Consider the following 23,511-nt stretch of genomic DNA (forward strand, 5'->3'; position numbering starts at 1 on the left):
GGTGGTGGCGGTGGGGACCACTAGCGTGCGTTCCCTGGAAAGCGCGGCGCGTGATGGCGTGCTCAAGCCGTTCAGCGGCGACACCGACATCTTTATCTACCCGGGCCGGCCGTTCCATGTGGTCGATGCCCTGGTCACCAACTTCCATTTGCCCGAATCCACGCTGTTGATGCTGGTTTCGGCGTTCGCCGGTTATCCCGAAGCCATGGCCGCCTACAAGGCCGCCGTCGAGCATGGATACCGCTTTTTCAGCTACGGTGATGCGATGTTCATCACCCGCAATCCCGCGCCACGCGGCCCTGAGGAAACAGCATGAGTCGCACCTGTCGTATGTCTTTCGAGCTGCTCGCCACCGATGGCAAGGCTCGTCGCGGTCGTCTGACCTTCCCCCGTGGCACCGTGGAAACCCCGGCCTTCATGCCGGTGGGCACCTACGGCACGGTCAAGGGCATGCTGCCTCGGGACATCGTCGCCACTGGCGCCGAAATCATCCTGGGCAACACCTTCCACCTGTGGCTGCGCCCGGGCACCGAAGTGATCAAGAAACACGGCGACCTGCATGACTTCATGCAGTGGAAAGGCCCGATCCTCACCGACTCCGGCGGTTTCCAGGTGTTCAGCCTGGGCGCCATGCGCAAGATCAAGGAGGAGGGCGTGACCTTCGCCTCGCCGGTCGATGGCGCCAAGGTCTTCATGGGCCCGGAAGAGTCGATGCAGGTCCAGCGTGACCTGGGCTCGGACATCGTGATGATCTTCGACGAATGCACCCCGTATCCGGCCGACGAAGACGTCGCGCGGGTGTCCATGGAGCTGTCGCTGCGCTGGGCCCAGCGTTCGAAGAATGCCCATGGCGACAACACGGCGGCGCTGTTCGGTATCGTCCAGGGCGGCATGCACCAGGACCTGCGCATGCGCTCCCTGGAAGGCCTGGACAAGATCGGCTTCGACGGCCTGGCCATCGGTGGCCTGTCGGTGGGCGAGCCCAAGCACGAGATGATCAAGGTGCTGGACTACCTGCCAGGCCAGATGCCAGCAGACAAACCTCGTTACCTTATGGGTGTTGGCAAGCCGGAAGATCTGGTTGAGGGTGTGCGCCGCGGTGTGGACATGTTCGATTGCGTGATGCCAACCCGTAATGCCCGCAATGGGCACCTGTTCATTGATACTGGCGTGCTGAAGATCCGCAACGCGTTCCATCGCCATGATGATTCGCCGCTGGATCCGACCTGCGATTGCTATACCTGCCAGAACTTCTCCCGTGCTTATCTGCATCATCTGGACAAGTGCGGCGAAATGCTGGGGAGCATGCTCAATACCATCCATAATTTGCGTCATTACCAACGTCTTATGGCTGGTTTGCGCGAGGCTATTCAACAGGGTACATTGGCCGCCTTTGTCGATTCCTTCTATGCCAAACGCGGGTTGCCCGTGCCGCCTTTAGAATAAGTTCTAAAGACGTTTAGACCCACTTTTGCAATTATCCGGAGTGTTACATGAGCTTTTTTATCTCGACTGCAATGGCTGATGCTGCTGCACCTGCTGCTGGCCCTGCTGGCACTGGCTTTGAGTGGATTTTCCTGGTCGGTTTCCTGGTCATCTTCTACCTGATGATCTGGCGTCCACAGGCCAAGCGCGCCAAAGAACAGAAGAACCTGCTGGGCAGCCTGCAGAAAGGTGACGAAGTTGTGACTACTGGCGGTATCGCCGGCAAGATCACCAAAGTGACCGATGACTTCGTAGTGCTGGAAGTTTCCGACACTATCGAGATGAAGTTCCAGAAAGGCGCTATCGCTGCCACGCTGCCAAAAGGCACGCTGAAGGCGATCTAAGTTTCATCTTTTACCAATCGACGGGGCGCGCAAGGCGCCCCGCTTCATAAACGGGCGGCGTGATGCTGAACAAATACCCTCTGTGGAAATACGTACTGATCCTGGCGGTGCTGGCGATCGGTTTTATTTATTCCGCTCCCAATCTATACCCTGATGATCCGGCCATTCAGGTCAGCGGCGCGAGTACCGCGTTGCAGGTCACTCAGGCGGATCTGGATCGTGCGAGCAAAGCGCTCACCGACGCCGGGATCAACGTCAAGGCAGCGACCATCGCAGCCAAGGGCAAGGGCGGCCTGTTGCGCCTGACCAAGCAGGAAGACCAGCTTCCGGCCAAGGACGTCGTGCGCAAGGCCCTGGGTGACGACTACGTCGTTGCATTGAACCTGGCGCAAACCACCCCGCAATGGCTGCGCAACCTCGGCGCGCATCCGATGAAGCTGGGCCTGGACTTGTCCGGCGGTGTGCACTTCCTGCTGGAAGTGGACATGGAAAAAGCCCTCGACGCACGCCTGAAAGTCTACGAAGGCGATGTGAAGAGCCTGCTGCGTAAAGAGCGTCTGCGCTATCGCAGCCTGCCGCAGCTCAATGGTGCCATTCAACTGGGCTTCAGCGACGAAGCGAGCCGTGAACAGGCGCGTGCGCTGATCCGCAAGAACTTCAACGATTTCGACATTGTTCCGGCCGACCTCAATGGTCAGGCGGTGCTGCGTCTGGCGATGACCCCGGCCAAGCTGGCGGAAATCCGTGAATACTCCATCAAGCAGAACTTGACCACGGTACGTAACCGCGTCAACGAACTGGGTGTTGCCGAGCCTCTGGTTCAGCGTCAGGGTGCCAACCGTATCGTGGTTGAGCTGCCGGGCGTGCAGGACACCGCTGAAGCCAAGCGTATCCTGGGCAAGACGGCCAACCTTGAGTTCCGTCTGGCCGCCGAGCCGGGCGCTTCGAAAGCCACTTCCGAGTCTTTCGAGTTCCGTGAAGGCAATCGTCCTCCTGCGCTGATCGAGCGTGGCCTGATCATCACCGGTGACCAGGTGACCGACGCCCAGGCGGGCTTCGATGAGCACGGTCGTCCACAGGTGAACATCAAGCTCGATGGCCATGGCGGCGAGCTGATGAGCCGTTCGACCCGCAGCAACGTCGGTCGCAGCATGGCGGTGATCTTCATCGAGCAGAAGCCGATCACCACTTACACCAAGCAAGTGGTCGACGGTGTCGAAAAAGAAGTCCCGGTTCAGGGCTTCAAGGAAGAGAAGAAGATCATCAGCCTGGCGACCATCCAGTCGCCGCTGGGCAGCCAGTTCCGCATCACCGGCCTGAACGGCCAGGGCGAGTCCTCCGAGCTGGCCCTGCTGTTGCGTGCCGGTGGTCTGGCCGCGCCTATGTACTTCGCTGAAGAGCGCACCATCGGCCCGAGCCTGGGTGCCGACAACATCACCAAGGGTATCGATGCGTCGCTGTGGGGCATGCTGTTCGTGTCGCTGTTCATCATCGCCATCTACCGTTTCTTCGGCATCATCGCCACCGTGGCGCTGGCGCTGAACATGGTGCTGCTGCTGGCCCTGATGTCCTTGCTGGGGGCTACGCTGACCCTGCCGGGTATCGCCGGTATCGTGTTGACCATGGGTATGGCGGTGGACGCCAACGTACTGATCTTCTCGCGCATACGTGAAGAGCTCGCCGCCGGCATGACCGTGCAGCGGGCAATCAACGAAGGCTTCGGCCGGGCATTCACCGCGATTCTCGACTCCAACCTGACCACCTTGCTGGTCGGCGGGATTCTCTTTGCCATGGGCACCGGCCCGGTCAAAGGCTTTGCGGTGACCATGTCCCTCGGGATCTTTACCTCGATGTTCACGGCCATCTGGCTGACCCGTGCGATGGTCAACCTGATCTTCGGCGGTCGTGACTTCAAGAAGTTGTGGATTTAAGGGGCTGCCATGTTACGTACTATCAACTTCATGGGCGTCCGCAACGTTGCGTTCGGCGTCACTGTGCTCCTTACCGTTCTGGCGCTGTTCAGCTGGTTCCACAAGGGGTTGAACTACGGTCTGGACTTTACCGGCGGTACGCTCATCGAGCTGACCTACGAGCGTCCGGCGGATGTGATGAAGGTTCGCGCTCAACTGAGCGAATCCGGTTATCACGAAGCGATCGTGCAAAGCTTCGGTGCTACCACCGACCTGCTGGTGCGGATGCCGGGCGAAGACCCGCAACTGGGCCATCAGGTGGCGGAAGCCCTGCAGAAGCTCGGCGGCGACAACCCGGCGCAGGTCAAGCGCGTCGAGTTCGTCGGCCCGCAGGTGGGTGAAGAGCTGCGCGACCAGGGCGGTCTCGGCATGCTGATGGCGCTGGGCGGCATCCTGATCTACCTGGCCTTCCGCTTTCAGTGGAAGTTCGCGGTCGGCGCCATCGTCTCGCTGATCCACGACGTGGTGGTGACCGTGGGTATCCTGTCGTTCTTCCAGATCACCTTCGACCTGACGGTGCTGGCGGCGGTGCTGGCGATCATCGGTTACTCGCTCAACGACACCATCGTGGTCTTCGACCGGGTGCGTGAGAACTTCCGCGTGCTGCGCAAGGCCAGCCTGATCGAGAACATCAACATCTCGACCACCCAGACCCTGCTGCGCACCATGGCGACCTCGATCTCCACCCTGCTGGCGATCGCGGCGCTGCTGTTCTTCGGTGGCGACAACCTGTGGGGCTTCTCCATCGCGCTGTTCGTCGGTGTTCTGGCGGGTACCTACTCGTCGATCTACATCGCCAACGTGGTGCTGATCTGGCTGAACCTGAGCAGCGAGGACCTGATTCCTCCGGCCAATACCGAGAAGGAAGTCGACGACCGTCCATAACGGTTTTCCCTTCCCGGCAAGGCAGTCGAAAAGGCGCGAGTATTGAACTCGCGCCTTTTTTTATGCTCCAAGGCAGGGAGAAGCGCGGGCTTGTCCCGCTTGTGATGGTCAGGAGGTTCACGTGAACAAGTCGATGCTGGTTGGTGCGGTATTAGGTGCCGTCGCTGTGACTGCCGGGGGGGCTGTTGCCACCTACAAGCTGGTCAATAGTGGCCCTGAGTATGCGCAGGTGCTGGCAGTTCAGCCGGTCAAACAACAGATCAAAACACCGCGTGAAGTATGCAAGGACGTCACCGTGACCCGTCAAGCTCCGGTGAAGGATCAACATCAGATCGCCGGTACGGTGGTCGGTGCACTGGCCGGCGGCCTTCTGGGTAACCAGATCGGCGGCGGTACAGGCAAGAAGATCGCCACGGTCGCCGGTGCGGTCGGCGGTGGTTACGCTGGTAACAAGGTGCAGGAAGGCATGCAGGAGCGTGATACCTACACCACCACTCAGACTCGCTGCAACACGGTCAACGACATCAGCGAAAAGGTCGTGGGTTATGACGTGAAGTACGAGCTGAACGGCAAACAAGGCCAGGTACGCATGGATCGTGATCCAGGCAGCCAGATTCCGGTCACCAAGGACGGTCAGCTGATCCTGGGGCAGAACGTACCGGCGCAATAAGCGTTTCAGCGTCAATCATGAAAAAGCACCCTGCGGGGTGCTTTTTTATTGCCCGAGGTTTGGGTCTGCTTCTGTAGGAGCGAGGCTTGCCCGCGATCCGGGCGCCGCGGTGTATCAGCCTTATTCGGNTCGCTCCTACAGGGAGGGTGGTTTTTCGATAAATCCCAAGCATAAAAAAGCACCCCGCAGGGTGCTTTTTTGTCGCTGCGCTTAGCGCTTCAGCGAGGCCGGCAGGTGCGGCTGGATGGCGGTGAGGACCGCCTTGAAGCATTTGGTGTTGCCGGCAACCACGTGGCCTTTTTCCAGGAAGTCGTGACCGCCGGTGAAGTCGCTCACCAGGCCGCCGGCTTCTTGGATCAGCAGGGCGCCTGCAGCCATGTCCCACTCGGACAGGCCCGACTCCCAGAAAGCGTCGAAACGACCGGCGGCCACGTAGGCCAGGTCCAGGCTGGCAGCGCCGGCGCGGCGGATGCCGGCGGTCTGGCCGACCAGGGCGCGGAACATGCCCAGGTAGTTGTCCAGGTTGTCCATCTGGTCGTCACGGAACGGGAAGCCGGTACCCAGCAGGGCGCCGTCCAGGCTGGTACGGCCGCTGACGCGCAGGCGACGACCGTTCAGTTGGGCGCCGCGACCACGGCTGGCGGTGAATTCTTCCTGGCGCACCGGGTCCAGGACCACGGCGTGTTCCAGGCGACCACGGTATTTACAGGCGATGCTGACAGCGAAATGAGGAATGCCGCGCAGGAAGTTGGTGGTGCCGTCCAGTGGGTCGATGATCCACAGGTAGTCTTCGCCTTCGCCGCTGCCAGCGTGCAGACCGGTTTCTTCACCGAGAATGCCGTGAGTTGGGTAGGCCTTGCGCAATGCGTCGATGATCTTCTGCTCGGCAGCGCGATCAACTTCGGATACGTAGTCTTTGGCGTCTTTTTCGTCGACCTTGATGGTATCCAGGCGCTCGATGGAGCGGAAAATCAGTTCACTGGCGCTGCGGGCGGCGCGCAGCGCGATATTCAGCATTGGCTGCATGGATAGGTCACCTAAGGTTGTTAAAGAAAGCCGAGCATTCTAGCAGAAAACTTTTGCAGATGAAGGTCGACATTCGCTCCGCTGGCCTCGATCTGCCGTTCAAGCCCGTAAATGCGCGGACATTTTGACGAGTGGCAGTCCGTCTGGTGTTGGCCGGCTTCTATAAAGTGCCAGCCAGAAGCAGTTATTTTTGAGGCGGGAGCGCTGGCTGTTCTGTAAGATTTGCTCCCCTTTCCCGTGTCCGAGAGCGCCTCCCTTGCTGCAGAACATTCGTGTCGTCCTGGTCAATACCAGTCATCCCGGAAACATCGGTGGGGCTGCGCGTGCCATGAAGAACATGGGGCTGTCGCGGCTGGTGCTGGTCGAGCCGCGGATCTTCCCATCCCATGAGGCCGATGCGCGCGCGTCCGGCGCTACCGACATTCTTGAAAACGCTCAGGTCGTTGCCACCCTGGAAGATGCCCTGGCCGGCTGCACCCTGGTGTTTGGCACCAGCGCCCGTGACCGGCGTATTCCCTGGCCATTGCTCGACCCCCGTGAGTCCGGGGTCAAGGTGGTGCAAGAGGCAGGGCAGGGCGCCGAAATTGCCCTGGTCTTCGGTCGTGAAGATTCCGGCCTGACCAATGACGAGCTGCAGCGATGTCATTTTCACGTGCATATCCCTTCGGACCCGGAGTTCAGCTCGCTGAACCTGGCGACGGCGGTGCAGGTGCTGGCCTATGAAGTGCGTATGTCCTGGCTGGCGGCCGAAGGTCAGCCGAGCAAGGTCGAGAAGGATGAAGTGGCGTCGCCGCGCAGCGATGAGCTGGCGACCATGGACGAGCTGGAGCGGTTCTACGAGCATCTGGAACAGACGCTGGTGGCCATCGACTTCCTCGATCCGGAAAAGCCACGGCACTTGATGGCGCGCCTGCGCCGGTTGTACGGACGCAGCTCGGTAAGCCGGGCGGAAATGAATATTTTGCGTGGCATCCTCACGGAGACCCAGAAAGCGGCCCGTGGTGAGCTCCTTAAGCGGAAGAATGACGATGTTTGAGCGTTTGCGTGAAGATATCCAGAGTGTTTTCCATCGTGACCCGGCGGCGCGGAACGCGTTCGAGGTCCTGACCTGCTACCCGGGCATGCACGCCATCTGGATTCATCGCCTGTCCGGCGCGTTGTGGGGCATGGGCTGGAAGTGGCTGGCGCGGCTGGTGTCGAACTTCGGGCGCTGGCTGACCGGGATCGAGATCCATCCGGGGGCCAAGGTCGGTCGCCGCTTCTTTATCGACCACGGCATGGGCATCGTCATCGGCGAAACCGCCGAGATCGGTGACGACGTTACCCTCTATCAGGGCGTGACCCTGGGCGGCACCAGCTGGAACAAAGGCAAGCGTCACCCGACCCTGGAAGACGGTGTGGTGGTGGGGGCGGGCGCCAAGGTGCTGGGTCCGTTCACTGTGGGGGCGGGCGCCAAGGTCGGTTCCAATGCGGTGGTGACCAAGGCGGTACCGGCGGGTGCCACGGTGGTGGGTATTCCCGGGCGCATCATCGTCAAGTCCGATGACGAGCAGGAAGCCAAGCGCAAGGCCATGGCCGAGAAGCTTGGTTTCGATGCTTACGGCGTCAGCGAGGACATGCCGGACCCGGTGGCGCGGGCCATTGGCCAGTTGCTCGATCACCTGCAGGCCGTCGATGGGCGCCTGGAGGGTATGTGCGGGGCCTTGAAGGATCTGGGCAGCAACTACTGCGCCAAGGATCTGCCGGCGCTGCGCGATGAGGACTTCGCAGGTGTCAAGGACAAGGGCGACAGCCAGGTCGGCTGAGTCTTTGGGGGCTGATGGCCTATCGCGNAGCGGGATAGCCTTTGTAGGGACGAGCTTGCTCGCGATAACGCCCGGAAGGGTGCTGGCGCCCCATTAGTCACCCGTCAAATCCAGGGCGTGCCATTACCCTGCAGACTTTGCTATGATTCGCGCGCTCTTTTGCGGGTAAACCTGACTAAAGTAGTAGGTCTTATAGTTGACTTAATTACTCGGGAATTGCATACTCGCTCCCATCCCGAAACACTCCGTGGTACTTGTCCATGCGACTGACTACAAAAGGCCGATACGCGGTAACAGCCATGCTTGACCTGGCGTTGCACGCGCAAAATGGGCCGGTGTCCCTGGCCGATATCTCTGAGCGCCAAGGCATCTCCCTGTCCTATCTCGAACAGCTCTTCGCCAAGTTGCGCCGCAGCAATCTGGTGTCCAGCGTGCGTGGTCCAGGCGGTGGCTACCAGCTGTCGCGTGACATGCAAGGCATTCAGGTGGCCCAGGTGATCGATGCGGTGAACGAGTCGGTCGATGCAACCAAATGCCAGGGCCAGGGCGATTGCCATTCCGGCGACACCTGCTTGACCCACCACTTGTGGTGCGATCTGAGCCTGCAGATTCACGAATTTCTGAGCGGTATCAGCTTGGCTGACCTTGTGACTCGCCGTGAGGTGCAAGAAGTAGCCCAGCGTCAGGATCAGCGCCGCTGTAATGGCAAGGCGCAGCACCTGGACAAGATTGAAGCGTCCGCCGTCGAATGACAGCCAAAGAGCTAGCGGCACGCCAGCCAGCCTGATTTAGGAGAGAGTCCATGAAATTGCCGATTTACCTTGATTACTCAGCGACCACCCCGGTTGATCCGCGTGTCGCGCAAAAGATGAGTGAATGCCTGCTGGTCGACGGAAACTTCGGTAACCCGGCGTCCCGCTCCCACGTGTTCGGCTGGAAAGCCGAAGAGTCGGTGGAAAATGCCCGTCGCCAAGTGGCTGACCTGGTCAACGCCGATCCACGTGAAATTGTCTGGACCTCCGGTGCCACCGAGTCCGACAACCTGGCAATCAAGGGTGTCGCGCATTTCTACCACACCAAGGGCAAACACCTGGTCACCTCGAAGATCGAGCACAAGGCTGTCCTGGACACCATGCGCCAACTCGAGCGTGAAGGTTTCGAAGTCACCTACATCGATCCTAGCGAAGACGGCCTGATCACTCCGGCCATGGTCGAAGCTGTCCTGCGCGACGACACCATCCTAGTGTCGATCATGCACGTGAACAACGAGATCGGTACGGTCAACGACATCGCCGCCATCGGCGAGCTGACTCGTTCCAAAGGCATTCTGTTCCACGTCGACGCCGCCCAGTCCACCGGCAAGGTCGATATCGACCTGCAGGCGCTGAAAGTCGACCTGATGTCCTTCTCCGCCCACAAGACCTACGGTCCTAAAGGCATTGGCGCGCTGTACGTCAGCCGCAAGCCGCGGGTTCGCCTTGAGGCGACCATGCACGGCGGCGGTCACGAGCGCGGCATGCGTTCCGGCACCCTGGCTACCCACCAGATCGTTGGCATGGGCGAAGCCTTCCGTGTAGCCAAGGAAGACATGGCGGCCGAAAACCTGCGCATCAAGGCGTTGAGCGACCGCTTCTACAAGCAGGTCGAGCACCTGGAAGAGCTGTACATCAACGGCAGCATGACCGCCCGCGTACCGCACAACCTGAACCTGAGCTTCAACTACGTCGAAGGCGAGTCGCTGATCATGGCGCTCAAGGACCTGGCGGTTTCCTCCGGTTCGGCCTGCACCTCGGCTTCGCTGGAGCCTTCGTACGTGCTGCGCGCCCTGGGCCGCAACGACGAACTGGCACACAGCTCGATCCGCTTCACCTTCGGCCGCTTCACCACCGAAGAAGAAATCGATTATGCCGCGCAGAAAGTCTGCGAGGCCGTGACCAAGCTGCGCGCTCTGTCGCCGCTGTGGGACATGTTTAAAGACGGCGTCGATATCTCGAAGATCGAGTGGGCGGCACACTAAATATAGAAGCCGCCAGGTACAGCTCCTGTAGCGACGCGGCGACTGACGCAGGCGTAACTACAGGGTCTCAAGAGCGGCCCTGATGAGTGAGGATTAAGAATCATGGCTTACAGCGAAAAGGTCATCGACCACTACGAGAACCCGCGCAACGTCGGCAAGATGAACGCGGAAGATCCTGATGTCGGCACCGGCATGGTCGGCGCTCCGGCGTGCGGCGACGTGATGCGCCTGCAGATCAAGGTCAACGAGCAGGGCATCATCGAAGACGCCAAGTTCAAGACCTACGGTTGCGGTTCGGCTATCGCCTCCAGCTCCCTGGCTACCGAGTGGATGAAGGGCAAGACTCTGGATGAAGCAGAGACCATCAAGAACACTCAGCTGGCTGAAGAGCTGGCCCTGCCGCCAGTGAAAATCCACTGCTCGGTACTCGCCGAAGACGCCATCAAGGCCGCCGTTCGCGACTACAAGCAGAAGAAAGGCCTGATCTGATTTAGCGGATCAGCTTTCACAGATTGAGCGAAAAGTAAGGAGTCACGATGGCTATCAGCATGACAGAAGCGGCTGCTCAACACGTGCGACGCTCCCTCAACGGGCGCGGCAAAGGTGATGGGATTCGTCTGGGTGTTCGCACCACGGGCTGTTCCGGCCTTGCCTATGTCCTGGAGTTCGTCGACGAGATCGGTGAAGACGATCAGGTGTTCGAGAGTCATGGCGAGAAAGTGATCATTGATCCGAAAAGCCTGACCTACCTGGACGGCACCGAACTGGACTTCGTCAAGGAAGGGTTGAACGAGGGCTTCAAGTTCAACAACCCCAACGTGCGCGGTGAATGTGGCTGCGGCGAAAGCTTCAACATCTGAGGCTGCGCGTGGGTACTCCTTGTCATTTCGCTTTATTCGAGCTGCAACCGAGCTTCCGCCTGGATCTCGAGCAGCTGGCCACGCGCTACCGTGAGTTGGCGCGTGCCGTTCATCCGGACCGCTTCGCTGACGCTTCCGAGCGTGAGCAGCGGCTGGCGCTGGAACAATCCGCCAGCCTCAACGAGGCCTACCAGACCCTCAAGAACCCTCCCAAGCGCGCGCGATACCTGCTCGCCATGGGCGGCCATGAGCTGCCGCTGGAGGTCACGGTGCACGATCCGGAGTTCCTTCTGCAGCAGATGCAGTGGCGCGAAGAGCTCGAGGATCTGCAGGACGAGGCCGACCTGGCCGGTATTGCAGCCTTCAAGCGCCGCCTGAAAGTGGCCCAGGATGAATTGAACGAAAGCTTCGCGGCCTGTTGGGATGATGCTGCGCAACGCGAACAGGCCGAACGCCTGATGCGGCGCATGCAGTTCCTCGACAAGCTCACCTACGAAGTGCGCCAGTTAGAAGAGCGCCTCGACGATTAACCCAGTGCCGCTCCGGTCGCACGCCTGATATTCAGATAAGTCCAGATAAACATGGCCCTACTGCAGATCGCCGAACCCGGCCAAAGTCCTCAACCGCACCAGCGTCGCCTGGCTGTGGGGATCGACTTGGGCACTACCAATTCGCTGGTCGCTGCCTTGCGCAGTGGTCTTTCCGAGCCGCTGGCCGACGCCAACGGGCAGGTCATCCTGCCGTCTGCCGTGCGTTATCACGCCGAGCATGTCGAGGTGGGCGAGTCCGCCAGGCTGGCGGCGTCTGCCGACCCCCTGAACACTGTGTTGTCGGTCAAGCGCTTGATGGGTCGTGGTCTGTCCGACGTCAAGCAATTGGGCGAGCAGTTGCCGTACCGCTTCGTCGACGGCGAGTCGCACATGCCGTTCATCGAGACCATCCAGGGCCCGAAAAGCCCGGTGGAAGTCTCTGCCGACATCCTCAAGGTATTGCGTCAGCGCGCTGAGGCGACCCTGGGTGGTGAGTTGGTGGGGGCGGTGATCACCGTTCCGGCCTATTTCGACGATGCGCAGCGTCAAGCGACCAAGGATGCGGCCAAGCTGGCCGGTCTCAACGTGTTGCGTCTGCTCAATGAGCCGACCGCGGCGGCCGTGGCCTATGGTCTGGACCAGCACGCCGAAGGCGTGGTGGCCATTTATGACTTGGGTGGCGGGACTTTCGATATTTCCATTCTGCGCCTGACCGGCGGCGTCTTCGAAGTGCTGGCCACCGGTGGCGACAGTGCCCTGGGCGGCGACGATTTCGATCATGCGATCGCTGGCTGGATCATCGAGAGCGCCGGCCTGTCCGCCGATCTCGATCCGGGTAAGCAGCGCAATCTGCTGCAAATCGCCTGTGCCGCCAAGGAAGCGCTCACCGATGCCCCATCGGTCGACGTGACCTATGGCGCCTGGTCGGCGCCGCTGACCCGCGCAGCCTTCGATGCCCTGATCGAGCCGATGGTGGCGCGCAGCCTCAAGGCATGTCGTCGCGCCGTGCGTGATTCCAATGTCGAGCTGGATGATGTCCAGGCGGTGGTCATGGTCGGCGGTTCGACCCGTGTTCCACGGGTTCGCGAAGCGGTCGCCGAAATGTTCGGTCGCCAGCCGCTGACCGAGATCGATCCGGACCAGGTGGTGGCCATTGGTGCCGCGATCCAGGCCGATACCCTGGCCGGCAACAAGCGCGATGGTGGCGAGCTGCTGCTGCTTGATGTGATTCCACTGTCCCTGGGGCTGGAAACCATGGGTGGGCTGATGGAGAAGGTGATTCCGCGTAACACCACCATCCCGGTCGCCCGTGCCCAGGACTTCACCACTTACAAAGATGGCCAGTCGGCCATGATGATTCATGTGTTGCAGGGCGAGCGCGAGCTGATCAGCGACTGCCGTTCCCTGGCACGTTTCGAGCTGCGCGGCATTCCGGCCATGGTCGCCGGGGCGGCGAAGATTCGCGTGACCTTCCAGGTCGATGCCGACGGTCTGCTGAGCGTGTCCGCTCGCGAACTGGGTTCGGGCGTCGAAGCCAGCATCCAGGTCAAGCCGTCCTACGGCCTGACCGACGGAGAAATCGCCCGGATGCTCAAGGACTCCTTCCAGTACGCCAGCGACGACAAGGTCGCCCGCGTGCTGCGCGAGCAGCAGGTCGATGCCCAGCGCCTGATCGAGGCGGTGCAGGGCGCTCTGGAGGCAGACGGCGAGCGTCTGCTGGATGCCGAAGAGCGCATGGTCATCGAGCTGCAAATGCAGGAATTGAGTGAATTGATGCGTGGCACCGATGGTTACGCCATCAAGCAGCAGACCAAGCGTCTGTCGCAAGTGACCGATGCTTTTGCTGCCCGCCGCCTGGACTCGACGGTGAAAGCCGCTCTGGCGGGGCGCAATCTGAATGAAATCGAGGAATAACTGATGCCGCAGATCATTTTTCTGCCACACGCCGTGTTTTGCCCGGATGGCCTGGTTGTAGAGGCTGCGCCGGGTACCTCGATTCTCGAAGTGGCCCATGACAACCACATCGAGATCGAGAGCGCCTGCGGCGGCGTCTGCGCCTGCACCACCTGCCACTGCATCGTTCGCGAGGGTTTCGACTCGCTGAACGAAGCCGACGAGCTGGAAGAAGACCTGCTGGACAAGGCCTGGGGCCTGGAGGCGCAATCGCGTCTATCCTGTCAGGCGATCGTCGGCGAGGAAGACCTGACCGTCGAAATTCCGAAATACTCGCTCAACCATGCAGCCGAAGCGCCGCACTGATTCAAGGAATCATCATGAGTCTGAAATGGGTTGATGTGCTGGAAATCGCGATCCAGCTGGCTGAGTCCAAGCCGGATGTGGATCCGCGCTACGTAAACTTTGTCGATCTGCACCAATGGGTTCTGGCTCTGCCGGATTTCAGCGACGATCCGGCTCGCGGTGGCGAGAAGGTTCTTGAAGCAATTCAGGCCGCCTGGATCGAAGAAGCAGACTGAGTCTGTCCCGTACGCAGTTAGGCAATCCCTATAAACCCGCGTATAATTCGCGGGTTTAATTTTTCGCTTTAATCACCGTTTCTGGAGTTACACCATGGCTGTTCAACGTACTTTCTCCATCATCAAGCCTGACGCTGTTGCAAAAAACGTCATCGGCGAGATCGTTACCCGTTTCGAAAAAGCTGGCCTGCGCGTTGTAGCTTCGAAAATGAAGCAACTGTCGAAAGCCGAAGCTGAAGGCTTCTACGCTGAGCACAGCGCTCGTGGTTTCTTCGGCGAGCTGGTTGCTTTCATGACTTCCGGTCCGGTTGTCGTTCAGGTTCTGGAAGGCGAAAACGCTATCGCTCTGAACCGTGAGCTGATGGGCGCTACCAACCCTAAAGAAGCTGCTGCCGGCACCATCCGCGCTGACTTCGCTGAATCCATCGACGCCAACGCCGTTCACGGTTCGGACTCCGAAGCCGCTGCTGCACGCGAAATCGCTTACTTCTTCGCTTCCACCGAAGTGACCACTCGCTAAGCCAAAGGCCCGTGAGTGAAGGTGAAACCATGACTACATCGACTGGCAAAACTAACCTGTTGGGTCTGACTCAACCGGAAATGGAAAAATTCTTCGACTCAATCGGGGAGAAGCGTTTCCGTGCCGGTCAGGTAATGAAATGGATTCACCACTTTGGCGTCGATGATTTCGACGCCATGACGAACGTCGGCAAGGCCTTGCGCGAAAAGCTCAAGGCCGTTGCCGAAATTCGTGGTCCGGAAGTGGTCAGCGAGGACATCTCCAGCGACGGCACCCGCAAGTGGGTGGTGCGCGTGGCGTCCGGCAGCTGCGTCGAGACCGTTTACATTCCCCAGGGCAAACGCGGCACCTTGTGCGTTTCGTCCCAGGCAGGCTGTGCCCTGGACTGCAGTTTCTGCTCCACCGGCAAGCAAGGCTTCAATAGCAACCTCACCGCCGCCGAAGTCATCGGCCAGGTGTGGATTGCCAACAAATCCTTTGGCAGCGTCCCGGCGACCGTCGACCGTGCCATCACCAACGTGGTGATGATGGGCATGGGCGAGCCGCTGCTGAACTTCGACAACGTCATCTCGGCCATGCGCCTGATGATGGACGACCTGGGCTACGGCATCTCCAAGCGCCGCGTGACCCTGTCGACCTCCGGTGTGGTACCGATGATCGATGAGCTGGCCAAGCACATCGACGTTTCCCTGGCGTTGTCCCTGCACGCACCGAACGATGCGCTGCGCAACCAGCTGGTACCGATCAACAAGAAGTATCCGCTGAAGATGCTGCTCGAATCCTGCCAGCGTTATATGTCGGCGCTGGGCGAGAAACGCGTGCTGACGATTGAGTACACCCTGCTCAAGGACGTCAATGATAAGGTTGAGCACGCTGCTGAAATGATCGAGTTGCTCAAGGACGTTCCTTGCAAGATCAACCTGATCCCGTTCAACCCGTTCCCGCATTCCGGTTACGAGCGGCCGAGCAACAACGCAATTCGCCGGTTCCAGGATCAACTGCATCACGCAGGCTTCAACGTCACCGTGCGCACCACGCGCGGCGAAGACATCGATGCGGCCTGTGGACAACTGGTCGGGCAGGTGCTGGATCGCACCCGTCGCAGCGAACGTTATATCGCCGTGCGCGAGTTGAGCGCCGACGCCGATATGCCGCAAAGCGCTGCGAATCGTACCTGAGAGAGGATCTCCATGACCTTGCGCGTCGCGCTGCTTCTGCTTTTTGTCAGCCTGTCGGCTGGCTGTGTTCTTTCGGGGGATTTCAACCCGATGAAGACAAGCAAGGGGCGGGACGAGGCGCGTGAGGCCTATGTTCAGCTGGGCCTGGGTTATCTGCAGCAAGGCATGACCGAACGGGCGAAGGTGCCGCTGAAAAAGGCCCTGGAGCTGGATGAGTCCGATGCTGACGCCAATGCCGCCCTGGCGCTGGTGTTCCAGGCCGAAATGGAACCCGAGCTGGCTGACCGGCATTACCGCAAGGCCCTGGCTTCGCGTCCTTCCGATGCCCGTATCCTGAACAACTACGGCAGCTTTCTCTTTGAAGAAAAACGTTACAAAGATGCTTATCAGCGCTTTGAACAGGCGGCTGCTGATACCCTGTACCCCGAGCGATCCCGAGTGTTCGAGAACCTTGGCATGACCGCCGCGATGCTGGGTGAGCGTGATCTGGCCCGGCAGCACCTGGAAAAAGCCCTGCGCTTGAACCGCCAGCAGCCTCGCGCATTGCTGGAAATGGCTGAGTTGTCCTTCGAAGACAGGCATTATGTGCCCGCACGCGACTATTACGATCGTTTTAGCCTGCTCGGCGAGCAAAATGCACGTAGTCTATTGCTCGGCGTTCGGCTGGCAACGGTGTTCGAAGATCGCGACAAGGCCGCCAGTTACGGCCTGCAATTAAAACGACTCTATCCCGGTACGCCGGAATATCAGCAATACCTGTCGGAGCAATGATGAAAGCGGCGCATCCCGAAGTTCTAGCAGCGACTCGCGTAAACCCCGGTGAGACCCTGCGCCAGGCCCGCGAAAGCAATGGTTGGGCGCTGGCTGACGTGGCCCTCAAGCTCAATCTGACCGCCAGCTCGTTGAGCAACCTGGAAGCCGGCGCTTTCGACAAGCTGCCGGGGCATACCTTCGCCCGCGGTTATATCCGTGCCTACGCCAAGTTGCTGGGGATGGACCAGGCCGTTCTGGTCCAGGCCTTCGACCAATACACGGGCACCGATTCCCAGGGCAGCAATGTGCACAGCCTGGGCCGTATCGAAGAGCCGGTACGGGTTTCCCACACCATTTTGCGCATCGTCAGCCTGTTGCTGCTGATTGCGGTGATCGGCGGCGGCTTTATCTGGTGGCAGGATCAGACCTCGGTGCGTACCAAGGAACTGGTCGGTCTCAATCAAGAGCACGTCGAAGTCGAAGGTGCTGACGGTACCACGCAAATTCATCCGATCGACGAGCCGGAAGACCAGGCGGTCGTGGAAGGTCAGGCCGAAGGCGAAACCGCTCTGGCCCTGCCTGAAACCCCGGCTCCAGGCCAGGCCCCAGCGGATGCCGCTGCTCCTGCGCCAAGCGTTCCGGCTGTTGCACCTGCTGCTCCGGTTGCTCCTGCTCCAGTGGTCGTGGCACCGGCAGCACCCGCGCCGAGCGCTCCGGCCGCGCCTGCCCCTGTAGCGCCTGTGGTCGCGGCAGCGACTATTCCGGCTGCCCCGGCAGCTCCAACTGCACCTGCCGCCGCGCCTGTAGCTGGCGCGGGTCAGGTACAGATCCAGTTCACAGCCGATTGCTGGACCCAGATCACCGACGGCAGCGGCAAAGTGCTGTTGAGTGGCCTGAAGCGCAAGGGCGAGACTGCCGATGTTTCCGGCAAGCCGCCATTTGCCGTGCGCCTGGGTTATGCCCGTGGTGCGCAGGTCAGCTACAACGGACAAGCGGTCGATGTGGCTCCGTTCACCAGTGGCGAGACTGCTCGCCTGAAGTTAGGTCAATAAGTCATGCACGGCGAATCTCCAATCAAACGTCGCGAGTCCCGCAAGATCTGGGTCGGCTCGGTACCCGTGGGTGGCGATGCCCCCATTGCCGTGCAGAGCATGACCAACAGCGACACCAACGATGTGGCGGCCACTGTGGCCCAGATCAACCGTCTGGAAGCGGCCGGCGTCGATATCGTGCGGGTTTCCGTACCGGACATGGACGCGGCCGAAGCCTTCGGCCGCATCAAGCAGCAGGTCAAGGTGCCGCTGGTTGCCGACATCCACTTCGACTACAAGATCGCCTTGCGCGTGGCCGAACTGGGCGTCGATTGCCTGCGGATCAACCCCGGCAACATCGGTCGTGAAGACCGCGTGCGTGCCGTGGTGGACGCGGCCCGTGATCGCGGGATCCCGATCCGTATCGGGGTCAACGCCGGCTCCCTGGAAAAGGACCTGCAGAAGAAATACGGCGAGCCGACCCCGGCGGCGCTGGTGGAATCTGCCCTGCGTCACGTCGAGCACCTCGAACGTCTGAACTTCAAGGACTTCAAGGTCAGCGTGAAAGCCTCCGACGTGTTCATGGCCGTCGAAGCCTATCGCCTGCTGGCCAAGGAAATCATCCAGCCGCTGCACCTGGGTATCACCGAAGCCGGCGGTTTGCGCTCAGGCACGGTGAAATCCGCCGTGGGCCTCGGTATGCTGCTGGCCGAAGGGATTGGCGATACTATTCGCATCTCGTTGGCGGCCGACCCGGTCGAAGAAGTGAAAGTCGGCTACGACATTCTCAAGTCCCTGCATCTGCGTTCCCGTGGCATCAACTTCATCGCCTGCCCGAGCTGCTCGCGGCAGAACTTCGATGTGGTCAAGACCATGAACGAACTGGAAGGGCGTCTCGAGGATCTGCTGGTACCGCTGGACGTGGCGGTCATCGGTTGTGTGGTCAACGGTCCGGGCGAAGCCAAAGAGGCGCATATCGGCCTGACCGGCGGGACGCCGAACCTGATTTACATCGACGGCAAGCCGTCGCAGAAACTGACGAATGACAATCTTGTGGATCAACTGGAAAAGCTGATCCGCGAGAAAGCGGCCGAAAAGGTCGAAGCCGACGCAGCGCTGATCGCTCGCGGCTGAGCCCGACTGAAGAGCCGAACGAATTTAAGGATTTATAGTGAGCAAGTCTCTGCAAGCCATTCGTGGCATGAACGACATCCTGCCCGAGCAGACGCCCCTGTGGCGCTATTTCGAGGGCACCGTTGCACGGTTGCTGGATAACTACGGTTACAAGCAGATCCGTATGCCGATCGTCGAGTTCACCGAGCTGTTCAAGCGCTCCATCGGTGAAGTGACCGACATCGTCGAAAAAGAGATGTACACCTTCGACGACCGCAACGGCGACTCCCTGACCCTGCGTCCGGAAGGCACCGCGGCGTGCGTGCGCGCTGTGCTCGAGCATGGCATCACCGGCGGTGGTCAGGTGCAGAAGCTTTGGTACATCGGCCCGATGTTCCGCCACGAGCGTCCGCAGAAAGGCCGTTATCGCCAGTTCCACCAGATCGGTTGCGAGGTCTTCAATCTCGACGGTCCGGACATCGACGCCGAACTGATCGTGCTGACCTGGCGCCTGTGGGGCGAGCTGGGCATCCGTGATGCGGTCAAGCTCGAACTGAACAGCCTGGGGACCGCCGAAGCCCGTGCGCGTTACCGCGATGCGCTGGTGACGTTCCTCTCGGCGCGCATGGACAGCCTGGACGAAGACAGCCAGCGCCGTCTGACAACCAACCCGCTGCGCGTGCTCGACACCAAGAACCCGGACACTCAAGCCGTGCTGGTGGACGCGCCGAAGCTGGCCGACTACCTGGACGAAGAGTCCCGCGTGCATTTCGAGGGCCTCAAGGCTCGCCTGGATGCCGCCGGTATCCCTTATGTGATCAACCCGAAGCTGGTGCGCGGGCTGGACTACTACAGCAAGACCGTTTTCGAATGGGTCACCGACAAGCTCGGCGCCCAGGGCACCGTCTGTGCCGGCGGCCGTTACGACGGCCTGGTCGAGCAGATGGGCGGCAAGCCGACCCCAGGTGTCGGTTTCGCCATGGGGATCGAGCGCCTGGTGCTGCTGCTGGAAACCCTGGAGCAGATCCCGGAAGAGATCTCGCGTCAGGTCGACGTTTACCTCTGCGCCTTCGGGGAAGCTGCCGAACTGGCCGCACTGGCGCTGAGTGAGCGTGTTCGTGATCAATTGCCGAACCTGCGCCTGCAGATCAACGCCGGCGCCGGTAGCTTCAAGAGCCAGTTCAAGAAGGCCGACAAGAGCGGTGCGTTGTACGCATTGATCCTCGGTGACGACGAACTGGCCCAGCAAGTGGTAGGTTTCAAACCCCTGCGTGGCCAGGGCGAACAACAAAGCATTGCCTGGGATGCGCTCGCTGCACACCTGGCCACCTGCGTCGTGCAGGGTTGAAGCTGTCAAACAGCCGATTTAGCGAATAAGGAGTATTGGGGTGTCGAGTACCGAAGATGAACAGCTGGCGGATTTGAAGGACTGGTGGCAGCGCAACGGCAAACCCCTGGTCACCGGCGGCCTGTTGGCGCTGGTCATCGTGTTCGGCTGGCAGGCCTGGCACAAGTATCAGAGCAATCAGTCGCAAGGCGCCTCGATGCTCTATCAGCAATTGCTGGAAACCACGCTGACGCCTGACGGCAAGCCGGATGCAGCCCGTGTTGCAGACCTGGCCGGCAAGCTCAACAGCGAGTTCGGCGGTACCGCCTACGCGCAATACGGCAGCCTGTTCGTCGCCAAGGTGGCGGTCGACACCGGCAAGCTGGACGACGCCGCTACCGAGCTCAAAGCCATCGCCGACAAGCCGGCCAACCCGACGCTGGGCGAGATCGCCCGTCAGCGTCTGGCCCAGGTCCTGGCGGCGCAGAACAAGGCTGAAGAAGCACTGAAGCTGCTCGAAGGCGATGCCGACAAGGCATTCCTGGCCACTCGCGAAGAGCTCAAGGGCGACCTGCTGGTCCAGTTGGGCCGTACCGACGAAGCCCATGCTGCGTACGAAAAAGCCAAGGCTGCGCTGTCCGATGAAGCGGCGGTCGGTGGCCTACAAATCAAGCTGGACGACCTGGCCAAAGGGGATGCGTGACGTGATCCGTTGGAAACATGCAGCATTGCTGGCTCTGGCCGTTCTGGCCGCGGGTTGCAGCAGCAACAGCAAGAAAGAATTGCCACCTGCCGAACTGGTCGACTTCAAAGAAGAAGTGGTCCTGCAGAAACAGTGGAGCCGTTCGGTCGGTGACGGCCAGGGCGAAACCTACAACATGCTGGTTCCGGCGATCGACGGCAGCACCATCTATGCCGCCGACGTTACTGGCGTGGTAGAAGCGCTGGATCGCATGAACGGCGACGTCAAATGGAAACAGGACCTGGAGTTGCCTGTGTCCGGTGCCGTTGGCGTGGGTTACGGCCTGGTCATGATCGGTACCCTCAAGGGTGAAGTGGTTGCTCTGGACGCTTCGAGCGGCGAAGAGAAGTGGCGCGCGCGGGTGACCAGTGAAGTACTGGCTCCGCCGTCCACCAATGGCGATGTGGTTGTGGTCCAGACCCAGGATGACCGTGTGATCGGCCTCGATGCCGCCACCGGCAACCAGATGTGGGTCTATGACAGCACCCCTGCGGTACTGACCCTGCGTGGCACCAGCGCGCCAATCACCACCAACCGCCTGGCGGTCGCCGGTCTGTCGACCGGTAAAGTGGTGGCCCTGGATATCCGCAACGGCGTACCGGTGTGGGAACAGCGCGTGGCCATTCCGCAAGGTCGTTCCGAGCTGGATCGTGTGGTCGACATCGACGGTGGCCTGCTGTTGTCCGGCGGCACCCTGTATGTCGCCAGCTACCAGGGTCGCGTAGCGGCGCTGGACCTGGAAAGCGGTCGTCCGCTCTGGCAGCGCGATGCTTCCAGCTATGCGGGTGTCGCTCAAGGTTTCGGTAGCGTCTATGTGAGCCTGTCTTCCGGCACGGTCGAAAGCGTCGACGAGCGTTCCACCACTGCACTGTGGAGCAACGACTCGCTGGCCCGCCGTCAACTGTCGGCCCCGGAAGTCTTCTCCAGCTACGTGGCGGTCGGTGACCTGGAAGGTTACCTGCACCTGCTGAGCCAGGTGGACGGTCGCTTCGTCGGCCGTGAGCGTATCGACAGCGATGGTCTGCGTGCGCGTCCGCTGGTGGTGGGCAACATGATTTATGTGTATGGCAACAGCGGCAAACTGGAAGCCCTGACCATCAAGTAATGGTTTGACTATGCTTGGGGTTGATCCCCAAGCGGCCTTGCCCCGGCAAGGTTCGCAGCACGCGATGTGCTGCCCCGAGCACCAGCCGCTGCCTCGCAGCGGCTTTTGTATTTTCTGAATTAACGCAGTGGAGAGCCGCATGGTTCCCGTAATCGCCCTGGTGGGCCGACCGAACGTCGGCAAGTCCACCTTGTTCAACCGCCTGACTCGGACTCGCGACGCCATTGTCGGCGACCTGTCCGGTCTGACCCGTGATCGCCAATACGGTGAGGCCAAGTGGCAAGGGCGTACCTACATTCTGATCGACACCGGCGGTATCTCCGGTGACGAGCATGGCATGGACGAAAAGATGGCCGAGCAGTCGCTGCTGGCCATCGAAGAAGCCGATGTCGTCCTGTTCCTGGTAGATGCCAAGGCCGGTTTCACCGCGGCCGACCAGATGATCGGCGAGCACCTGCGCAAGCGGAACAAGACCTCGTTCGTGATTGCCAACAAGGTCGACAACATCGACCCTGACATGGCGCGTGCCGAGTTCGCCCCGCTGGGCATGGGCGACGCGATTCCGATCGCCGGTGCTCACGGTCGCGGTATCTCGCAGATGCTGGAAATCGCCCTGGGCGAGTTCCCGAAAGACGACGCAGACGAGCCGGAAGAAGGTGAGGAAGAAGTCGTTGCCGAAGGCGAGGAAGCCAAGCGCATTCCGGGCCCGAGCGAAAAAGACGGGATCAAGATCGCCATCATCGGCCGGCCGAACGTGGGCAAGTCCACCCTGGTCAACCGCATGCTCGGCGAAGACCGGGTCATCGTCTACGACCAGCCGGGGACCACCCGCGACAGTATCTACATTCCCTTCGAGCGTAACGAAGAGAAGTACACGCTGATCGACACCGCCGGGGTGCGCAAGCGCGGCAAGATCCACGAGGAAGTCGAAAAGTTCTCGGTGGTCAAAACCCTGCAGGCGATCAAAGACGCCAACGTGGTGATCTTCGTCATGGACGCCCGCGAAGGCGTGGTGGACCACGACCTGAACCTGCTGGGCTTCGCCCTAGAAGCAGGCCGGGCGCTGGTCATCGCCCTGAACAAATGGGATGGCATGGACCCGCGCGAGCGTGACTATGTGAAGACCGAGCTGGAGCGCCGGCTGTTCTTCGTCGACTTCGCCGACATCCACTTCATCTCGGCATTGCACGGTACTGGCGTGGGCAACCTCTACCAGTCGGTGCAGAACTCCTTCAAGTCCGCGGTGACCCGCTGGCCGACCAGCCGCCTGACGCAGATTCTCGAAGACGCCGTGAGCGAGCACGCGCCACCGATGGTCAACAACCGTCGCATCAAGCTGCGTTATGCCCACCTGGGTGGTGCCAACCCGCCGCTGATCGTGATCCACGGCAACCAGGTGGAGAAGGTGCCGAAGTCTTATGTGCGCTACCTGGAAAACACCTACCGTCGTGTTCTGAAGCTGGTCGGTACGCCGATCCGCATCGAATTCAAGGGTGGTGAAAACCCGTACGAAGGCAACAAGAACACGCTCACCGACCGTCAGGTCAACAAGAAGCGTCGTTTGATGACACACCACAAAAAGGCCGAGAAGAAGCGCAAGGACAAGCGCTGACACAGAGCTTCGAGTTGCAAGCGTCAAGCTACAAGTAAAAAAGCGGCAAGGGCTTGCAGCTTAT

General features: G+C 60.6%; 26 protein-coding genes. 25 read left to right on the forward strand and 1 reads right to left on the reverse strand.

The annotated features are described in order from the left end of the window. From ACTJKT_RS11370 to ACTJKT_RS11395, 6 genes are all read left to right on the forward strand, one after another. On the forward strand, nt 1-316 hold a 316-nt coding region (locus ACTJKT_RS11370), incomplete at its 5' end, for an S-adenosylmethionine:tRNA ribosyltransferase-isomerase (protein ID WP_440787150.1). Nucleotides 317-330: 14 nt separating this feature from the next. Then, a complete protein-coding gene (gene tgt / locus ACTJKT_RS11375; RefSeq protein WP_162096445.1) occupies nt 331-1,446 on the forward strand; it encodes a tRNA guanosine(34) transglycosylase Tgt in 1,116 nt (371 codons plus the stop codon). 47 nt (nt 1,447-1,493) lie between these two features. Then, the gene (gene yajC, locus ACTJKT_RS11380) at nt 1,494-1,829 is read left to right on the forward strand and encodes a preprotein translocase subunit YajC (protein WP_007929510.1); all 336 of its coding nucleotides are present in this window, start codon (nt 1,494-1,496) and stop codon (nt 1,827-1,829) included. A gap of 62 nt (nt 1,830-1,891) precedes the next feature. Then, the gene (gene secD / locus ACTJKT_RS11385; RefSeq protein ID WP_440787151.1) at nt 1,892-3,760 is read left to right on the forward strand and encodes a protein translocase subunit SecD; all 1,869 of its coding nucleotides are present in this window, start codon (nt 1,892-1,894) and stop codon (nt 3,758-3,760) included. A gap of 9 nt (nt 3,761-3,769) precedes the next feature. Beyond that, the gene (gene secF, locus ACTJKT_RS11390) at nt 3,770-4,684 is read left to right on the forward strand and encodes a protein translocase subunit SecF (protein ID WP_440787152.1); all 915 of its coding nucleotides are present in this window, start codon (nt 3,770-3,772) and stop codon (nt 4,682-4,684) included. Nucleotides 4,685-4,805: 121 nt separating this feature from the next. Beyond that, entirely contained in the window at nt 4,806-5,354 is a 549-nt protein-coding gene (locus ACTJKT_RS11395; RefSeq protein WP_440787153.1) for a glycine zipper 2TM domain-containing protein, read from the forward strand. A 210-nt stretch (nt 5,355-5,564) separates the two neighbouring features. Here ACTJKT_RS11395 and suhB read toward each other — a convergent pair whose 3' ends face one another. Then, nucleotides 5,565-6,380: a type III secretion system regulator SuhB gene (gene suhB / locus ACTJKT_RS11400; protein ID WP_007929514.1), complete on the reverse strand. Its 816-nt coding sequence runs from the start codon at nt 6,378-6,380 to the stop codon at nt 5,565-5,567. 256 nt (nt 6,381-6,636) lie between these two features. On the opposite strand from suhB, the gene trmJ reads away from it, so the two are divergent. The 19 genes from trmJ (at nt 6,637) to der (ending at nt 23,447) form a co-directional block, all read left to right on the forward strand. Continuing rightward, a complete protein-coding gene (trmJ, locus tag ACTJKT_RS11405) occupies nt 6,637-7,416 on the forward strand; it encodes a tRNA (cytosine(32)/uridine(32)-2'-O)-methyltransferase TrmJ (RefSeq protein WP_007929516.1) in 780 nt (259 codons plus the stop codon). Continuing rightward, nucleotides 7,409-8,185: a serine O-acetyltransferase gene (gene cysE / locus ACTJKT_RS11410; protein ID WP_007929518.1), complete on the forward strand. Its 777-nt coding sequence runs from the start codon at nt 7,409-7,411 to the stop codon at nt 8,183-8,185. The genes trmJ and cysE overlap by 8 nt, the downstream gene beginning before the upstream one ends. A gap of 260 nt (nt 8,186-8,445) precedes the next feature. After that, nucleotides 8,446-8,937 (forward strand): Fe-S cluster assembly transcriptional regulator IscR, encoded by a 492-nt coding sequence (iscR, locus tag ACTJKT_RS11415; RefSeq protein WP_025806107.1) that lies wholly within the window; start codon nt 8,446-8,448, stop codon nt 8,935-8,937. Nucleotides 8,938-8,987: 50 nt separating this feature from the next. Next, complete coding sequence (locus tag ACTJKT_RS11420) at nt 8,988-10,202, forward strand: IscS subfamily cysteine desulfurase (protein WP_440787154.1); 1,215 nt, start codon at nt 8,988-8,990, stop codon at nt 10,200-10,202. Between the two features lie 102 nt (nt 10,203-10,304). Further along, the gene (gene iscU, locus ACTJKT_RS11425; protein WP_007929523.1) at nt 10,305-10,691 is read left to right on the forward strand and encodes a Fe-S cluster assembly scaffold IscU; all 387 of its coding nucleotides are present in this window, start codon (nt 10,305-10,307) and stop codon (nt 10,689-10,691) included. A gap of 47 nt (nt 10,692-10,738) precedes the next feature. Next, entirely contained in the window at nt 10,739-11,062 is a 324-nt protein-coding gene (gene iscA / locus ACTJKT_RS11430) for an iron-sulfur cluster assembly protein IscA (protein ID WP_007929524.1), read from the forward strand. Nucleotides 11,063-11,070: 8 nt separating this feature from the next. Beyond that, nucleotides 11,071-11,592, forward strand: a complete 522-nt coding sequence (gene hscB, locus ACTJKT_RS11435) for a co-chaperone HscB (RefSeq protein ID WP_440787155.1) — start codon at nt 11,071-11,073, stop codon at nt 11,590-11,592. A 51-nt stretch (nt 11,593-11,643) separates the two neighbouring features. Then, the gene (gene hscA, locus ACTJKT_RS11440; RefSeq protein WP_440787156.1) at nt 11,644-13,506 is read left to right on the forward strand and encodes a Fe-S protein assembly chaperone HscA; all 1,863 of its coding nucleotides are present in this window, start codon (nt 11,644-11,646) and stop codon (nt 13,504-13,506) included. A gap of 3 nt (nt 13,507-13,509) precedes the next feature. Next, on the forward strand, nt 13,510-13,851 hold the full coding sequence (gene fdx / locus ACTJKT_RS11445) for an ISC system 2Fe-2S type ferredoxin (protein WP_009045439.1): 342 nt from the start codon (nt 13,510-13,512) through the stop codon (nt 13,849-13,851). 14 nt (nt 13,852-13,865) lie between these two features. Further along, the gene (gene iscX / locus ACTJKT_RS11450) at nt 13,866-14,066 is read left to right on the forward strand and encodes a Fe-S cluster assembly protein IscX (protein ID WP_440787157.1); all 201 of its coding nucleotides are present in this window, start codon (nt 13,866-13,868) and stop codon (nt 14,064-14,066) included. Nucleotides 14,067-14,160: 94 nt separating this feature from the next. Next, nucleotides 14,161-14,586: a nucleoside-diphosphate kinase gene (gene ndk / locus ACTJKT_RS11455; protein ID WP_007929529.1), complete on the forward strand. Its 426-nt coding sequence runs from the start codon at nt 14,161-14,163 to the stop codon at nt 14,584-14,586. 29 nt (nt 14,587-14,615) lie between these two features. Then, on the forward strand, nt 14,616-15,764 hold the full coding sequence (gene rlmN / locus ACTJKT_RS11460) for a 23S rRNA (adenine(2503)-C(2))-methyltransferase RlmN (protein ID WP_440787158.1): 1,149 nt from the start codon (nt 14,616-14,618) through the stop codon (nt 15,762-15,764). 12 nt (nt 15,765-15,776) lie between these two features. After that, nucleotides 15,777-16,535, forward strand: coding sequence for a type IV pilus biogenesis/stability protein PilW (pilW, locus tag ACTJKT_RS11465; protein WP_440787159.1), 759 nt, complete (start codon nt 15,777-15,779; stop codon nt 16,533-16,535). Further along, entirely contained in the window at nt 16,535-17,569 is a 1,035-nt protein-coding gene (locus ACTJKT_RS11470) for a helix-turn-helix domain-containing protein (protein ID WP_440787160.1), read from the forward strand. The genes pilW and ACTJKT_RS11470 overlap by 1 nt, the downstream gene beginning before the upstream one ends. Before the next feature lie 3 nt (nt 17,570-17,572). Further along, on the forward strand, nt 17,573-18,682 hold the full coding sequence (ispG, locus tag ACTJKT_RS11475; RefSeq protein WP_007929536.1) for a flavodoxin-dependent (E)-4-hydroxy-3-methylbut-2-enyl-diphosphate synthase: 1,110 nt from the start codon (nt 17,573-17,575) through the stop codon (nt 18,680-18,682). Between the two features lie 37 nt (nt 18,683-18,719). Next, entirely contained in the window at nt 18,720-20,009 is a 1,290-nt protein-coding gene (hisS, locus tag ACTJKT_RS11480) for a histidine--tRNA ligase (protein WP_210688370.1), read from the forward strand. 40 nt (nt 20,010-20,049) lie between these two features. Beyond that, entirely contained in the window at nt 20,050-20,691 is a 642-nt protein-coding gene (locus tag ACTJKT_RS11485; protein WP_440787161.1) for a tetratricopeptide repeat protein, read from the forward strand. Further along, complete coding sequence (bamB, locus tag ACTJKT_RS11490) at nt 20,684-21,835, forward strand: outer membrane protein assembly factor BamB (protein WP_009050636.1); 1,152 nt, start codon at nt 20,684-20,686, stop codon at nt 21,833-21,835. The genes ACTJKT_RS11485 and bamB overlap by 8 nt, the downstream gene beginning before the upstream one ends. Before the next feature lie 139 nt (nt 21,836-21,974). Further along, nucleotides 21,975-23,447 carry a ribosome biogenesis GTPase Der gene (gene der / locus ACTJKT_RS11495; RefSeq protein ID WP_097304931.1) on the forward strand — a complete coding sequence of 491 codons (1,473 nt, stop codon included), beginning with the start codon at nt 21,975-21,977 and terminating at the stop codon, nt 23,445-23,447. The last annotated feature ends 64 nt before the right edge of the window (nt 23,448-23,511 follow it).

The organism is Pseudomonas sp. 22526 (genome assembly GCF_052044735.1).
Lineage (GTDB): Bacteria > Pseudomonadota > Gammaproteobacteria > Pseudomonadales > Pseudomonadaceae > Aquipseudomonas > Aquipseudomonas piscium.

Coding starts and splice junctions, on each gene's coding strand:
- tgt (WP_162096445.1), top strand. CDS start 331: ATGTCTTTCGAGCTGCTCGCCACCGATGGCAAGGCTCGTCGCGGTCGT.
- yajC (WP_007929510.1), top strand. CDS start 1,494: ATGAGCTTTTTTATCTCGACTGCAATGGCTGATGCTGCTGCACCTGCT.
- secD (WP_440787151.1), top strand. CDS start 1,892: ATGCTGAACAAATACCCTCTGTGGAAATACGTACTGATCCTGGCGGTG.
- secF (WP_440787152.1), top strand. CDS start 3,770: ATGTTACGTACTATCAACTTCATGGGCGTCCGCAACGTTGCGTTCGGC.
- suhB (WP_007929514.1), bottom strand. CDS start 6,380: ATGCAGCCAATGCTGAATATCGCGCTGCGCGCCGCCCGCAGCGCCAGT.
- cysE (WP_007929518.1), top strand. CDS start 7,409: ATGTTTGAGCGTTTGCGTGAAGATATCCAGAGTGTTTTCCATCGTGAC.
- iscR (WP_025806107.1), top strand. CDS start 8,446: ATGCGACTGACTACAAAAGGCCGATACGCGGTAACAGCCATGCTTGAC.
- ACTJKT_RS11420 (WP_440787154.1), top strand. CDS start 8,988: ATGAAATTGCCGATTTACCTTGATTACTCAGCGACCACCCCGGTTGAT.
- iscU (WP_007929523.1), top strand. CDS start 10,305: ATGGCTTACAGCGAAAAGGTCATCGACCACTACGAGAACCCGCGCAAC.
- iscA (WP_007929524.1), top strand. CDS start 10,739: ATGGCTATCAGCATGACAGAAGCGGCTGCTCAACACGTGCGACGCTCC.
- hscA (WP_440787156.1), top strand. CDS start 11,644: ATGGCCCTACTGCAGATCGCCGAACCCGGCCAAAGTCCTCAACCGCAC.
- fdx (WP_009045439.1), top strand. CDS start 13,510: ATGCCGCAGATCATTTTTCTGCCACACGCCGTGTTTTGCCCGGATGGC.
- iscX (WP_440787157.1), top strand. CDS start 13,866: ATGAGTCTGAAATGGGTTGATGTGCTGGAAATCGCGATCCAGCTGGCT.
- ndk (WP_007929529.1), top strand. CDS start 14,161: ATGGCTGTTCAACGTACTTTCTCCATCATCAAGCCTGACGCTGTTGCA.
- rlmN (WP_440787158.1), top strand. CDS start 14,616: ATGACTACATCGACTGGCAAAACTAACCTGTTGGGTCTGACTCAACCG.
- pilW (WP_440787159.1), top strand. CDS start 15,777: ATGACCTTGCGCGTCGCGCTGCTTCTGCTTTTTGTCAGCCTGTCGGCT.
- ACTJKT_RS11470 (WP_440787160.1), top strand. CDS start 16,535: ATGAAAGCGGCGCATCCCGAAGTTCTAGCAGCGACTCGCGTAAACCCC.
- ispG (WP_007929536.1), top strand. CDS start 17,573: ATGCACGGCGAATCTCCAATCAAACGTCGCGAGTCCCGCAAGATCTGG.
- bamB (WP_009050636.1), top strand. CDS start 20,684: ATGCGTGACGTGATCCGTTGGAAACATGCAGCATTGCTGGCTCTGGCC.
- der (WP_097304931.1), top strand. CDS start 21,975: ATGGTTCCCGTAATCGCCCTGGTGGGCCGACCGAACGTCGGCAAGTCC.